At 61.5% G+C, this 13,619-nt stretch carries 14 protein-coding genes and 1 pseudogene; 8 read left to right on the forward strand and 7 right to left on the reverse strand.

The window, feature by feature from the left end:
- Positions 1-197: 197 nt before the first annotated feature.
- Both AC07XZ_RS19575 and AC07XZ_RS19580 read right to left on the reverse strand, forming a co-directional pair.
- The gene (locus AC07XZ_RS19575; RefSeq protein ID WP_371807414.1) at positions 198-953 is read right to left on the reverse strand and encodes a methyl-accepting chemotaxis protein; all 756 of its coding nucleotides are present in this window, start codon (positions 951-953) and stop codon (positions 198-200) included.
- Positions 954-1,055: 102 nt separating this feature from the next.
- A pseudogene (locus tag AC07XZ_RS19580) lies at positions 1,056-2,444 on the reverse strand (methyl-accepting chemotaxis protein); the annotation flags it as partial.
- Between the two features lie 215 nt (positions 2,445-2,659).
- On the opposite strand from AC07XZ_RS19580, the gene AC07XZ_RS19585 reads away from it, so the two are divergent.
- Both AC07XZ_RS19585 and ctpM read left to right on the forward strand, forming a co-directional pair.
- Positions 2,660-3,976 (forward strand): Na+/H+ antiporter family protein, encoded by a 1,317-nt coding sequence (locus AC07XZ_RS19585; protein WP_102687106.1) that lies wholly within the window; start codon positions 2,660-2,662, stop codon positions 3,974-3,976.
- Positions 3,977-4,192: 216 nt separating this feature from the next.
- Positions 4,193-5,875 carry a methyl-accepting chemotaxis protein CtpM gene (gene ctpM / locus AC07XZ_RS19590; RefSeq protein WP_064380901.1) on the forward strand — a complete coding sequence of 561 codons (1,683 nt, stop codon included), beginning with the start codon at positions 4,193-4,195 and terminating at the stop codon, positions 5,873-5,875.
- Between the two features lie 210 nt (positions 5,876-6,085).
- Here the strand turns inward: ctpM and AC07XZ_RS19595 are convergent, their stop codons facing one another.
- Complete coding sequence (locus AC07XZ_RS19595) at positions 6,086-7,021, reverse strand: LysR family transcriptional regulator (protein ID WP_085745873.1); 936 nt, start codon at positions 7,019-7,021, stop codon at positions 6,086-6,088.
- Positions 7,022-7,132: 111 nt separating this feature from the next.
- Here AC07XZ_RS19595 and AC07XZ_RS19600 point away from each other — a divergent pair, with 111 nt between their 5' ends.
- The 3 genes from AC07XZ_RS19600 to AC07XZ_RS19610 all read left to right on the forward strand — a co-directional run bounded on the left by AC07XZ_RS19600 (position 7,133) and on the right by AC07XZ_RS19610 (position 8,671).
- A complete protein-coding gene (locus AC07XZ_RS19600; protein WP_039770247.1) occupies positions 7,133-7,621 on the forward strand; it encodes a DMT family transporter in 489 nt (162 codons plus the stop codon).
- A gap of 3 nt (positions 7,622-7,624) precedes the next feature.
- A complete protein-coding gene (locus AC07XZ_RS19605) occupies positions 7,625-8,080 on the forward strand; it encodes a DMT family transporter (RefSeq protein ID WP_085686889.1) in 456 nt (151 codons plus the stop codon).
- 423 nt (positions 8,081-8,503) lie between these two features.
- Positions 8,504-8,671, forward strand: coding sequence for a metallothionein (locus AC07XZ_RS19610; RefSeq protein ID WP_074689145.1), 168 nt, complete (start codon positions 8,504-8,506; stop codon positions 8,669-8,671).
- A 25-nt stretch (positions 8,672-8,696) separates the two neighbouring features.
- Here AC07XZ_RS19610 and AC07XZ_RS19615 read toward each other — a convergent pair whose 3' ends face one another.
- Together AC07XZ_RS19615 and AC07XZ_RS19620 are read right to left on the reverse strand one after the other, a co-directional pair.
- Positions 8,697-8,969 carry a hypothetical protein gene (locus tag AC07XZ_RS19615; protein ID WP_085745874.1) on the reverse strand — a complete coding sequence of 91 codons (273 nt, stop codon included), beginning with the start codon at positions 8,967-8,969 and terminating at the stop codon, positions 8,697-8,699.
- Positions 8,970-9,007: 38 nt separating this feature from the next.
- The gene (locus AC07XZ_RS19620; RefSeq protein ID WP_011335095.1) at positions 9,008-9,235 is read right to left on the reverse strand and encodes a DUF6555 family protein; all 228 of its coding nucleotides are present in this window, start codon (positions 9,233-9,235) and stop codon (positions 9,008-9,010) included.
- A gap of 137 nt (positions 9,236-9,372) precedes the next feature.
- Between AC07XZ_RS19620 and AC07XZ_RS19625 the strand changes: the two genes are divergently transcribed.
- The 3 genes from AC07XZ_RS19625 to AC07XZ_RS19635 all read left to right on the forward strand — a co-directional run bounded on the left by AC07XZ_RS19625 (position 9,373) and on the right by AC07XZ_RS19635 (position 11,412).
- Complete coding sequence (locus AC07XZ_RS19625; RefSeq protein ID WP_085745875.1) at positions 9,373-10,161, forward strand: AraC family transcriptional regulator; 789 nt, start codon at positions 9,373-9,375, stop codon at positions 10,159-10,161.
- A gap of 89 nt (positions 10,162-10,250) precedes the next feature.
- Positions 10,251-10,424 carry a DUF1427 family protein gene (locus tag AC07XZ_RS19630; protein WP_007958996.1) on the forward strand — a complete coding sequence of 58 codons (174 nt, stop codon included), beginning with the start codon at positions 10,251-10,253 and terminating at the stop codon, positions 10,422-10,424.
- A 31-nt stretch (positions 10,425-10,455) separates the two neighbouring features.
- Complete coding sequence (locus AC07XZ_RS19635) at positions 10,456-11,412, forward strand: quinone oxidoreductase family protein (RefSeq protein ID WP_085745876.1); 957 nt, start codon at positions 10,456-10,458, stop codon at positions 11,410-11,412.
- A gap of 62 nt (positions 11,413-11,474) precedes the next feature.
- Here AC07XZ_RS19635 and AC07XZ_RS19640 read toward each other — a convergent pair whose 3' ends face one another.
- Both AC07XZ_RS19640 and AC07XZ_RS19645 read right to left on the reverse strand, forming a co-directional pair.
- Positions 11,475-11,852 carry a DUF6124 family protein gene (locus AC07XZ_RS19640; RefSeq protein WP_039770242.1) on the reverse strand — a complete coding sequence of 126 codons (378 nt, stop codon included), beginning with the start codon at positions 11,850-11,852 and terminating at the stop codon, positions 11,475-11,477.
- A gap of 487 nt (positions 11,853-12,339) precedes the next feature.
- Positions 12,340-13,299 (reverse strand): nucleoside-specific channel-forming protein Tsx, encoded by a 960-nt coding sequence (locus AC07XZ_RS19645; RefSeq protein WP_085745877.1) that lies wholly within the window; start codon positions 13,297-13,299, stop codon positions 12,340-12,342.
- Positions 13,300-13,619: the final 320 nt, after the last annotated feature.

Here is a 13,619-nt window from a genome sequence, read left to right on the forward strand (position 1 = left end):
AAGAGCCCCCCTCACCCTAACCCTCTCCCGGAGGGAGAGGGGACTGACCGAGTTGGTTTTCCGAGCTACACCGACCTGAAAGTCTTCAGTCGAACTCAGTTTTGAACACCTTGGAGATCTGCTCCCTTTCCCCCTCGCCCCCTTGGGGGAGAGGGCTGGGGTGAGGGGGTAAGCTCTTGATCTTCAGCAATCCCGAGTCAAACCCGAAACTGATCCATCAAACTCTGCTGCTGATTCGCCAGGCTATTGAGCGACTGACTCACCCGCGCCGATTCATTCGCCTGTCCCGAGAGCGACTCCGTCACATCACGAATCGTCGCCACGTTGTTGTTGATCTCCTCGGCCACCGCGCTCTGCTCTTCGGCAGCGCTGGCGATCTGCAGGTTCATGTCGCTGATCACCGTCACCGCATCGCCGATCTGGCGCAGCGCGGTCACGGCCTGGCCGACCTGTTCGACGCTGCCCTGGGCCTGACGATGGCTGTTGCCCATCGAGCCGACCACGTCCTGGGTGCCGTTCTGCAATTGCTCGATCACCTGACGGGTTTCTTCCACCGATTCCTGAGTGCGGCGGGCGAGGTTGCGCACTTCGTCGGCGACCACTGCAAAACCGCGTCCGGCTTCACCGGCGCGGGCGGCTTCGATGGCGGCGTTCAGGGCCAGCAGGTTGGTCTGTTCGGCGATGGCGCGGATGGTTTCCAGCACGGTGCCGATTTTCTCGCTGTTGGCGGCCAGGCCTTCGACCTGCACCATCGCTGCGCTCATGTCGGCGGCGAGGGTGTCGATGCTGGCGGTGGTGCGGTCGATCACGGTCAGGCCCTGACGGGTGGCGCGGTCGGCATCCTTGGCGGCTTCGGCGGCTTGCGCGGCGCTGCGGGCCACGTCCTGGGCGGTGGCGCTCATTTCGTGGGACGCGGTGGCGACCTGATCGACCTGACGGTATTGCTGCTCCATGCCGGCGCTGGTCTGAGTGGCGATGGCCGAAGACTGATCGGCAGTGTTGCGCGCGTCCTGCACCGAGCGTTTCACCTCGGCGATGATCGGTTGCAGCTTGTCGAGGAAGCGGTTGAACCAGCCAGCCAGTTGACCGAGCTCGTCCTTCTTGTCGTAGGCCAGACGGCGGGTCAGGTCGCCTTCGCCGCTGGCGATGTCTTCCAGCATATGGGCCACGCCGAGGATCGGTTTGGTCACGCTGCGGGCCATCAGCCACACCAGCAGCAGGCCGATCAGCGCGGCGAGCACGCCCAGGCTCAGTTCGATGAGGGTGCCCGAGGTGTTGCTGGCATCCAGTTGCTGCTTGAGCGCTTCGGCGCGGCTGACCAGCACTTTCTCCGGCACATCGAGCAGCACGCCCCACGACGGGCCGCCGGGAATCGGCTGGAACGGCGACAGCACTTTCAGTTGCGCATTGCTGTGCAGGCTGCTGACGGCGTTGCTCGAGGCGAGCAGGCGCAGCAGCTCGGCGCCGCTGGTGGTGTCCACGGCATCCAGGCGCTGGCTGAGTTTATTGGCGTCCGGGCTGTAACCGGCGAGCAGGCCGGCGGGGCTGACGATGCTCACGGCGGTCTGGCCGTCGTAGAGCTTTTTGCTGGCGCTCTGGCTGATCGCTTGCAGGCTGTTGAGGTTGATGTCGACCGACAGCGAGGCGATGACTTTGCCGTTGACCATCAGCGGGAACACGATGCTGGTCATCAGCACCTTTTGCCCGTCGATCACATAGAAGTAGGGTTCGATCACGCACGGCTTGAGCGTGGTGCGCGGGCAGGTGAACCAGGCGTTGGCGGCCTGGCCGCTGGGGCCGGTGCTGGTGTCGGTCATGTCGCTTTCCGGCAGGGCCATCGAGGTCACCTTGCCCGGGGTCGGCTGCGACCAGTACAGGGCGAAGCGGCCCTTGTCGTTGCTGCCCAGTTCAGCCTGACCGGCAAACAGTTCGTCCTTGCCGTCCAGCGCGTTGGCTTCGAACACCAGCGACAGGCCGAGCAGATCCGGATTGGCCTGCAGCGCCGATTTCACCTGACGAGTCATGTCTTCGCGCAGGTCGAAGGCATCGAGGAAGCGCTTCTCGGCCTGTTCGCGCAGGAACAGCACCTGACGCGAGAAACCGTGGCCATATTGATAGGCGTCCATGAACTGCTGGCGAATGCCCGCTGCTTGGACTTCGCCCTGGGATTCAATGCGGGCCTGGGCCGACTCGGTGAGCATTTCCATGCTCGAAGCTTTCACCAGTTCGGAACTGTGCTCCATGCGATACAGCGAAAGACCCACCAACAGGGTCACGATACCGGCCAGGCAGAGCCCGGCGAGCAGGGTGATTTTCCATTGGATGGAAAGTTGTCTGAGTGACATGGAAACGTCCTTATTCGATAAATATCTGAGACTTTGCACTGTAACGGCCGCGTTTCGGCTTTCTTTATGGCGTAAATGCAATAGGGCGAATTGACGCATGTTGTGGCGGATATGCCCTGTTCAGCGGATTGATCATGGAAAGTTACACAGTGTTGCGACCAGTCGCTTTGACACTGCGCCCGCGCTGCGGCACAGTGCGCGCCCTTCTAATAAGACCCTCTATGCAAATCCGCTGGCGACCCTCGTGGCTTGTCGGCCGGACTCATCCTGTCTGGCGGTGAATGGCTTTACCGTCGTGTTTTCGAGGTAGTGAAATGAATGCAGTGATTGCTGCGGTCGGCGTCATGCTGATCCTCAGCCTGTCCCGGGTGCATGTGGTGATCGCGTTGATCGTCGGTGCGCTGGTCGGTGGCCTGACCGGTGGTCTGGGCATCGACGCCACGCTCAAGGCCTTCAACAGTGGCCTGGGTGGCGGGGCGACGGTGGCGTTGTCCTACGCGTTGCTCGGCGCTTTCGCCGTGGCGATTGCCAAGTCCGGTCTGGCCCACGCGCTGGCCGACAAGGCTCTGGCGATGGTCGACCGCCAGCATGCGACCGGTGGCGGCAGCGTCAAATGGATGCTGATCGGCCTGCTGTGGGTGGTGGCGATCGCGTCGCAGAACATCCTGCCGATTCACATTGCGTTCATTCCGCTGCTGGTGCCGCCGCTTCTCTATGTACTGACCAAGCTGCAACTGGACCGTCGGCTGATCGCCTGCGTCATGACCTTCGGCCTGATTACGCCGTACATGTTCTTGCCGGTGGGCTTCGGCAATATTTTCCTAAACGAGATCCTGCTGGCCAACGTTGCCCGCAGTGGCGTTGACATCAGCGGTATCAACGTCACCCATGCCATGGGGATTCCGGCGCTGGGCATGCTGGTGGGGCTGGGCATCGCCTTTATCAGTTACCGCAAGAAGCGCGTATACGACCTGGGAAAAATCGAGCAGGTCGAGCAGGTGGCAGTGCAGTACAACCCCCGCAGTCTGTTGATCGCCGGTGTCGCCATTGCCGCAGCCTTCATTATTCAGTTGCTGCTGGATTCGATGATTATCGGGGCGCTGGCCGGTTTCCTGATCTTCTCGGCGTCGGGCATCGTCAAATGGCGCGAGACGGACGACCTGTTCACCGAAGGCATGAAGATGATGGCGATGATTGGGTTCATCATGATCGCCGCTTCCGGATTCGCCGAAGTGATGAAGGCCACCGGCGAGGTACAGACGCTGGTCGAGTCGTCGGCGTCGTGGATCAACCACAGCAAAGGCATCGGGGCCTTGCTGATGCTGCTGGTCGGGCTGCTGGTGACGATGGGCATCGGCTCGTCGTTTTCCACGGTGCCGATTCTGGCGGCGATTTTCGTGCCGCTGTGCGTGCAACTGGGCTTCAGCCCGATTGCCATTGTCTGCATCGTCGGCACGGCCGGTGCCTTGGGCGATGCCGGTTCGCCCGCGTCAGACTCGACCCTCGGCCCGACCTCCGGGCTGAACATCGACGGCCAGCATCACCACATCTGGGACACCGTGGTTCCGACCTTCCTGCACTACAACCTGCCGCTGCTGGCGTTTGGCTGGGTGGCTGCGATGGTCCTCTGACGTGATCGTTTGATCGTTCCCACGCTCTACGTGGGAATGCCTCTTGTGACGCTCTGCGTCACGCTTTGGGACGCGGAGCGTCCCGGGCTGCATTCCCACGCGGAGCGTGGGAACGATCTGCATCGGGGGGTCGAACTCAGGTCTAAGCTCAACTTTTGGTTTCGCGTGCCGTTAAAGCCTTTAACCACGCCAATAAAACCAAAAGAGTGAGCCCCCATGCGCCTGAGTCTCAAGGCTAAAGTCCTGTCCCTTGCCGTCCTTCCGGTGCTGCTCTTTGCGCTGGTGATCAGCCTGACCACGCTGTTCATCCTTCAGGAACAGGCGCGCAATGAAGTCCAGCAGACCCGCGAACGCCTGCTCGGTGACGCCAAAGCCACGCTGGCCAGTTACGTCGCCGTGGCCATGACCACCATCAAACCGTTGTACGACGCCGCCGCTCCCGGTGACGCCGAGGCGCGGGCGCAGGTGATCAAGCTGCTGTCGAGCATCAAGTACGGCAAGGACGGCTACTTCTTCGGCTACGACTCCGAGACCGTGCGCCTGTTCAAGGCCAACGACCCCGAAGGCGTGGGCAAAAGCTTCAAGGACAACCGCGACCCGAACGGCGTCTATGTCAACCGCGACCTGGTGAAAGTCGCGAAGGACGGCACTCACTACCTGCAATACAGCTCGCCGCTGCCGGGCAACGCGCAAGTGCTGGTGCCGAAACTTGGCTACACCGAATATCTGGCGAAGTGGGACATGGCGGTCGGTACGTCGGTCAACCTCGACGGCATCGAAGCGCAAGTGGCGGTGGTCGAGGCCAAGGTGCAGGAACGCATGCAGGGCGTGGTCTTGAGCATCGTCGGTGTGGCAGTGGTGGTGCTGCTGGTGATCGCGGCGGCGGGGATGCTGCTGGCCAACACCATTCTGCGACCGCTGACCCTGATGAAAGCCAACCTCGATGACATCGCGGCGGGCGAGGGTGACCTGACCCGGCGCCTGACCATCACCAGCCAGGACGAACTCGGCGAACTGGCCGGCTCGTTCAACCGTTTCGTCGACAAGATCCACGGCCTGGTGCGGCAGATCACCGAGATGACGTCGCAACTGACTGGCTTGGTGACGCAAGTGTCGGATCAGGCCCAGCGCTCCGATCAGGCCATGGAACGTCAGCGTCACGAAACCGATCAGGTCGCCACGGCGATCAACGAGATGTCCGCCGCCGCCCAGGAAGTCGCCAAGAGCGCGCAGAACGCCGCCGTCGCCGCGCAGCAGACCGACGAAGAGGGCCAGACCGCCAAGCGCGTGGTGGCCGGCAGCATCAAGCAGATTCATGCGCTGGTGGACGACATCCGCAGCAGCGGCGTGTCCCTCGACAGCCTGCAGCAGGACGTGTCGTCGATTGTCGGCGTGCTCGGGGTCATCCGTTCGATTGCCGAACAGACCAACCTGCTGGCGCTCAACGCCGCGATCGAAGCAGCCCGGGCCGGTGAGGCCGGGCGCGGTTTTGCGGTGGTGGCGGACGAGGTGCGGGCGCTGGCGTCGCGCACGCAGATCAGTACGCAGGAAATTCAGGGCATGATCGACCGCTTGCAGGCGGGTACGCAGTCGGCGGTGGAAGCGATGCGCCGTTCCAGCGAGGCGGGTGACGGTACTTCGGCTCAAGCCAATCAGGCGGGGGCGTCGCTGGATGCGATGGCGGATCTGATTGCGACCATCAACTCGATGAACGCGCAGATTGCCAGTGCCGCTGAAGAGCAGACGGCTGTGGCGGAAGAGATCAACCGCAGCGTGCACCAGATTGCGGTGGCGGTGGATAACGTGGCGGATGAGACACAGTTGGGGGCGCAGACCTCGCGCAGTCTCGCGGAGTTGGGGCAGCGGCTTGGGAAGTTGGTGGGGCAGTTCCGGATCTGACCCCCAAAGGCCCCCTCACCCTAACCCTCTCCCGGAGGGAGAGGGGACTGACCGCAGTGTCTTGCGTCATACATCGACCTGAAAAATCGTGTCGATTATGGATTCACAGCCGATCGCTCATGTCGGCGTATCTCTCGAATATCCCCCGTTCGGTTCCCTCTCCCTCCGGGAGAGGGCTAGGGTGAGGGCCGGCTTTTGACTTTGGCGAGCTCAGGGCCTGTCCCAGTAGGGGACTTCGCCAAAGCACTCGATAAAAAAGTCGATGACCGTCCGCACCTTCACCGACAACCGCCGGCTCCCCGGCCACAGCACCGAAATCTGCTGCGGCTCGACACTGTTCGACACCTGATAATCCCCCAACACCGGCACCAGCGTGCCCTCGCGCACCGCCTCGCCGATCAGCCATGACGGAAACATCACCAGCCCCAGCCCTTGCACAGCGGCCTGGGTCAACGTGTCCGCATGGTTGCCGGTGATCGGACCCTTGACTGCATACGGCGTCCACTCGCCCTGATCCTGCCGGAAGAACCAGCGCTGCAGGCCGGTCGCGCCCTTGTAGGCCAGGCACTGGTGGCGGGCGAGGTCTTCGGGATGCTGTGGCGTGCCGAAGCGCTTGAGATACGCGGGACTTGCCGCGACCTGAAACCGGTGCGGCGCGAGGATCCGCGCCTGCATGCTTGAGTCGTGCAGCGGGCCGATGCGGAACAGCAGGTCGGCGCCTTCCTGTAGCGGATCGATATAGTGGTCGGTCTGCTGGATGTCCAGTTGCAGCTTCGGATAGCGCTCACACAAATGGCCGAGCCATGGCGTCAGATGACGTTGGCCGAACACTACCGGGGCGTTGATCCGCACCAGGCCGGTCGGTTCGCTTTGCTGTTCCTGCAACGCCTGTTCGGCCTCTTCCAGTTGCACCAGTACCAGCCGCGCGTGGTGGCCGAGCATGCGCCCGGCTTCGGTCGGCGTGACCGCTCGGGTGTGGCGGTAGAGCAGCTGCTGGTTCAGCGCTTGCTCCATCAACTGGATCTGCCGGGAAATCGAGGAGGGCGCCACGCCCTCGCGGCGGGCGACTTCGGAAAAACTGCCGTGGTCGAGCACCGCCACAAACAGCCTTAGCGCCTTGAATCCCAGTTCGTTGAGCCCGTGCATGGTCTGTCCTGCTGTGCGATTTGCGCAAAAGTGTTGTCCGGATGCTCCCATTTATCGCACAGCTGCGCCAGCCGATAATCCGCGCCATCGTTTCCTTCAGAGGTTTTTCAGATGCAGTCGTTTGATGAAGTGAGTGCCGCGCCGGCGCCGGTAGCGCGGCCCGGTTTGCGTTTGTTGCTGTTGCCGCTGGTGATTCTGGCTGGCATGGGTTTGTCGGTGGAGGCGGGGTTGCTGGGGCCGTTGGGTGAGCAGGTCGGGCATTTGTGGGCGACCTTGAGCATCTTCGGGGTGGGCTCGGCGATTCTGTTTTTGTTGTTGCTGTTTGCGGGGCCGCAGAAGGGGCCGGCGCTGACCGATCTGCCGCGCTGGCAGTTGATCGGCGGGTTTCTGGGGCCGATGTATGTGGTGGTGTTGACGCTGGCGACGCCGCATATCGGGATTGCGATGACGATGATTGCGATTTTGTCGGGGCAGGTTGGCAAGAGTGTGTTGATTGACCATTTCGGGTGGTTTGGGGCTACGCGCAAGAAGGTCAATGCTGAGCGGTGGCTGGCGTTGGGGTTGATTGTGGCGGCTTTGGTTTTGATTGCGCGGGGGTGAGTGATGAGTCTGGTTATTTTGTTGGCGGTGGTGGTGTTGGCCGGTGCGGTGTTGAGTGTGCAGGCGGCGATCAATGGGCGGTTGGGGGAGACCGTTGGGGTGTTGCGCAGCAGTTTGTTGACGTTTGTCGTCGGCGCCGTTTCTACGGGGTTGTTGATTTTGTTTTTTGAGCCTGCTCAGGCGGTGAGTTTGCTGGAGGTGCCGAAGTGGCAGTTGAGCGGGGCGCTGTTTGGGGTGGTTTATATGATGGTGATGGTGGGGGCGGTGCCTCGGGTGGGGACGGCTGTGGCGACGGTGGCGGTGATTGTCGGGCAGTTGGGGATGGGGATGTTGATTGATAATTTTGGGTGGTTGGGGAATCCGGCGATTGAGCTGTCTTCTAGTCGAGTTTTGGCGATGGTTTGTCTCGGGTTGGCGCTGGTTTTCATGTATCGCAGTAGCGTGCGGCAGGCTGATTGATTGAGTGAATATCCGTTTCTTCGGGGGTGGCTGCTTATGGTTCCGCCCTTACGGCGGGTCACTTTTTCCAAACGCCGAAAAAGTAACCAAAAAGGCTTTACCCTGACGTACGGCCCTCGCTGTGGCTCGGGTTCCTTCGCTCCGGGATTGATCCGGGGGCATCGCCTACGGTTTGCTTCGCTGCACCTCCTCTCGATGCATGCGGCTGCGCCGCACGGTCGCTGCGCTCCCACCCCCGGATCAATCCCTCCACTCAGCCTGCCGACGGGCGTTGCGATCAAAAGCGGTACTCGAGCTAACGCTCATCGTGTTGAGTGGTGGAGGGGTAGGGGGACTAGGTGGTTAGGTGCTTTTCACCTTCTACACTGGTAGCACGGCTTGTTCTTTCGGCCTCAGACAACCACCACCGAAGGAGTCTGTTCCATGGCAGATAGAAAATGCGATTGTCCGGGATGTCGTTGCACGATCAAGGAGGGTGAGCATTCTTATGTGGCGCACGGGAAGCATTATTGCTGTGAGGCCTGTGCGCATCATCACAAGAGTGGTGAGGAGTGTTCTGGTAAGGGGTGTCAGTGTGCGCATCCCAAGTAATCTCGGGTATTGAAAAAAGTGGAGCCTAGTCGGGCTCCACTTCCAGTTTCAGGCTGTCATCGTCCAGGCGTTCGGTGTGGCGGACGTTGCCTTGCAGGCGGCGGCCTTCGACGTTGACGACGATGGTTTTGGCCTTTTCGAGGTCTTCCGGCAAGGGGGCCGGGACGCGCAGGGCGAAGCGGTAGGGGTCGTTTTCGACGGGTTCCAGGCCAACCGGGCAGTCGACGCTTTTGGTGATGCGGCCAAAGAGGGTGTCCAGGCCGTAGTCCAGGTGCGCGGGGCTGTTGATGGTTGTCATGTGTAATCCCCCGAAATAGTCCCCGCCTGCGCGCAAGCTTAGCTGGCCGGTCGCCATGTGACGTTTTCCACGCCGAATTTTTCTGCCATCGGCTTGCTGGTCTTTTGCACTTTCTCCCGGCCGAAACGCGGGATGCGGCCGACCCCTGCGTCGCAGCTTGCCCAGTGCCACGCCTCGGTGTTGTCCATTTTGTCCGAGCGGATAATGAACGACTTTGGCGCGCCGTGAAGGGTGTAATCGATGACGTACAGTTTTGCGTTGTTCATAAAGCCCATCTTCCTCCCTGTGGTAATAGAAGGATCGCTGGGCTCCGGAAAAATTCACTCGGATTGTCCGATGGTATCTATCAATGGCAAGGGACGAGGCGCACTGGTTACCATGGCGCTCTCACCAACCCCGATGAATGCTCGCCATGGCCCTCGCTGCACCCCCCGATCTGAGTGATACCGATGTGCCGGTGCAACCGCTGGCGCGTACGTATCCGCGTGGTCTGTTCATCGAGCCGCATGAGCATGTCTGGGGGCAGTTGCTGTATGCGATGAGCGGGGTGATGTGGGTCGAGACGCCCCACGAGGCGCTGGTGGTGCCGCCGCAGCGGGCGGTGTGGTTGCCGCCGGGGGTGCCGCACGGGATTCGGGTGGTGTCGGATTTGCAGATGCGCAATATCTACCTGCGCCCGGCGTTGGCGGCAACGCTGGATGAGACGGTGCAGGTGATCGAGGTCGGCGGGCTGCTGCGCGAGTTGATTGTCGGTCTGGTGGCGCAGGGCGACAGCGGTGATGCCGAGTATTACGAGGCATTGGTCGGGCTGGCGCTGCTGGAGCTGAAACGTGCAAGGCGTTCACAGCTGAAGATCCCGCTGCCGGACGATGCCGACCGGCGGCTGATGAGCCTGTGTCAGGCGGTGATGGCCGCGCCGTCGCTGGACATTCCTTTTGAGCAACATGCCGAAAACGCCGGGGCCAGCGTGCGCACCCTGGCGCGGTTGTTCAAGGAAGGGTTGGGCATGGGCTTCGCCGAGTGGCGGCGGCAGGTGCAGTTGGCGACGGCAGTGGCGGAGTTGATCCAGGGTGTGCCGGTCAGCGCGATTGCCCGTGAGCTGGGTTATTCGCCGAGCAGTTTCAGCGACATGTTCCGCCGGGAGCTGGGTGTCGCCCCTTCGCAATTCGATAGCGGGCCGCTTGCCGGCTGATTTGGCCGAAATTCAGAAGTCCTTGGCCGATGCCGGTCGCAGCCTTTCCCTAGACTTTGCCCATTCCCTTTGTGTGGCGGAGTGATCCCATGAATTACCTGATTTCACTGGGCGTCGGTCTGGGTGTCGGCCTGCTGTATGGCGCGCTGGATGTCCGTTCTCCGGCGCCGCCGACCATTGCGCTGGTGGGCCTGCTGGGCATGCTGGCGGGCGAGCAGTTGTGGCCGATGGGCCGGCAACTGGTCAGTGGCTGGCTGTCCTGAATCCTGTCTTTTTCCTTCGGTGGAGATTTCCATGAAAGCACTGCAATTCGATAAAACCGGCGACCTGTCGTCCCTGCGCTTCGTCGAGGTGCCGACGCCGGTGCCGGACGCTGACGAGGTGCTGGTGCAGATCAGGGCTGCCGGCCTCAATCCCAGCGACGTCAAGAACGTGCTCGGGCGTTTCCCGTACACCACGCTGCCGCGTATTCCCGGTCGGGACTTTGCCGGTGTGGTGGTCGAAGGGCCGCAAGGGTTGATCGGTCAGGAGGTCTGGGGCACCGGGCGTGAGCTGGGTTTTTTCGCCGATGGCTCCCACGCACAGTTCGTCAAACTGCCGGCCAATGGCGTGGCGCACAAGCCTTCGCATTTGAGTTTCACCCAGGCCGCCAGCCTCGGCGTGCCGTACACCACGGCGTGGGATGCGCTGGAGCGCAGTCTGGTCAGTGCCGAAACCCGTTTGCTGGTGATTGGCGGCGGGGCGGTGGCGACGGCGGCACTGGCGCTGGCCAAGGTGCGCGGCGCGCAGTTGCTGGCGGCGGCGCGGCGGCCGGAGCAGGTCAAGGACTTGCAGGCGCAGGGTTATCAGACGATTCAGCTGGATAAACCCGAGGATCTGGGTGCGCAGGTCAACGCCGTGTATCGCGGTGGTGCCGATGTGATCTTCGACACCACCGGGTTCTGGCTGCCAGCGTCGGTGCCGGCGTTGGCACCGTTCGGGCGGATCGCGATCATCGCTGCGCCAGTCGATGGGCATGTGCAGTTGCCGGCGCTGGCGCTGTATCGCAAGGGCGGTTCGGTGGTCGGCATCAACTCGTTGCTGTATGGCGTTGAGGCCTGCGCGGCGATGCTGGAACAGTTTGGCCGGTTCTTCGACGAAGACCTGCTGCCACTGCCGCAAGGGCTGGTGGAAGCCCCGCTGGCCGAAGGGCTGGCGCGGTATGCCGATGTGAATCAGGGCAGTGGCGACAAGGTCATCCTGATTCCCTGAGCGACACCAATGCATTAGATCGTTCCCACGCAGAGCGTGGGAACGATCAGTCGATCAATCGATCAGGCTGCAGCGGACGCCTCAGTCTTCACTTCCAGATTATCCAGCACCCGATTCACCGCCAGCTCACCCAGCATGATCAGTTGCGCAATCCCCAACAGCACATGCCGCTGCGGGCCATCCACCAGCCCGGCGAAGTCATTGGCCATCACCTTGGCCGAGGTCAGAGTTTCGCAGGCGTCGGCCAGCAGTTCTTCGTTGTCGATGCCGGGGGCGATGAGGTAGCGGGTGTTGTGTTTGAGCAGGGGTTTTCGGGGGAGCAGTGGATTGAGATAGTGATCGAGGGCGCGTTCGGCGGCTTCGTGGAATTTCTTGGAGTCGAGGGTTTCGTAGGGCGAGGTGGGGTCGGTTTCGGGTGGATTGGGTGTGGGTTTGATCATGGTGAAGCTCCTATAAGAGTGGAGCCGCCCGGAGCTGTCGCTAAACAGGAAGGTGGCGGCTGTACGCAGGTTAGCGAACCGGTTATAGGCACCCGGCAGACCCGAGGGTCTCCCGCATACAGCCACCATAGCGGAGTTGCAGACGATGAGCCTGCGACAAAGCATGGAGCGCTGATGCACCTATTTATGATTCGAGTCGCTAAACCCGATCGCTGTTTTTCAGCGACCGCCAAACAATAGAACCCGCCCCCAAGGCGCACAAGCCGGCGGATTCTGGCGGATGCGTAGGCAAAGGCGCAAGGTCGCGTGGCTTTGAGGACATAATCTTCAACACTCTTCAACACTGCGTTGATTTGTGCCCGAAACGACAAAACTCGCCGTCCCGATCAAACGGGGCGGCGGGTTTGTATACCTGATGCGCTGTATTGTTCTGTAGGCGTCAACGCGAGCAGTCTCGCCAGTATGTTCAGCCTTGAAAGGGGCGGGATCAGAACTGATACCCGACCCCCGCGTAATACCCCCAGCCATTGGAACGTGCACGGAAATTACCGTCGCCGAAGTTCAGCTCGCTGCCGTCCTCCCAGTTGCCGCCGTTGTGGAAGTAACGGCCGACCAAAGTGAAGCGCAAGTGGGTGAACGAGTACAGCAACACGTTGGTCGCCACCGTGGCATTGGCGGTGCGCGCCGGGTTGTCCTTGTGGATGTCCGAGCCGAAATCGAAGTTGGTGAAGCCGATGTAGGTCAGCGAGGCGCCGTTGCTGAATTTGTCGATCGGCACGATGTACTTGAGTTGCGCGCGGTAGCCGTCCCACGAATATTCGTTGCTGGCCCCGTAGTTTTCCCACTGGTAGCGCCCGTACAGGTTGGCCGACAGATTGACCCGTGAATGGGTGTCGATGTCGGTGCCGAAGCCGCTGTACAGCGTGTTGGCGCGGTTCTCTTTGCGGCTGCCGTGGTCGTAGATCCAGTCGAACGCCACGTACCATTCCTTGAACGGCCCGATGGCCAGGCTGCGGCCGGCGAGGTAGTCGATGGAGATGCGCGGCTCGTGCTCCATGAACACCGGCGAGCCGTGATCCCACACGCCTTTGTCGTGGCTGTTGCCGATGTTGAAGATCTTCGGAATGTCGATGTAGCCGTACAGTTCGAACGGCCCCTTGCGCCCGAAGTACTCGTATTCCAGGTAGATGTCGTCGGCCGGTTGCGGGCCGAAGCTGATGTCCTTGCTGCCGATCAGCATCAGGTCCTGGTTGTACCAGTCCGACAGGTACGCGCCTTTTTTCGGCGGGCTGGCTTCGGGGCTGAGGGCTTCGCCCTGGGCGGATTCATCGGGCAGGGCGGTTTGCGCCATCGCGGAGTGACTGAGAACTCCGGTAACGCCGGCCAGTAGCAGGGAAACAGCAAAGGTGCGCACACCGCGACGACGGTGGCAGGAGAAAACGTGCATTCAAAGTCCTTTTTGCGGATCAAGGCCCGGAACCATGGGGCCTGTACGGTTTTGTAACGAAAAGGCAGTCAACAGCGACTCGCAAACGTTTGCACAAGCCGTACCAGTTTCTCAAGTGGCTGAAAAATCGATTGATTCGCGGGTTTACCTGGCGGCTAGGTCAACTCCCCTCAAAAGCGTCTGAAATAGCCCTCAAGTCCTTGCTCAGAACGGCGGGAAGTATCGACGCGGGGCCTTATCGCACAAAAGTATTAACACTATTTAACCGGTGCCCCATCGCAGGGCATCAACTAGCGTGTGTCTGGAATGGGACGGTTTAT

The sequence above is a fragment of the Pseudomonas sp. GW458-11-26-14-LB4 genome, assembly GCF_059423925.1.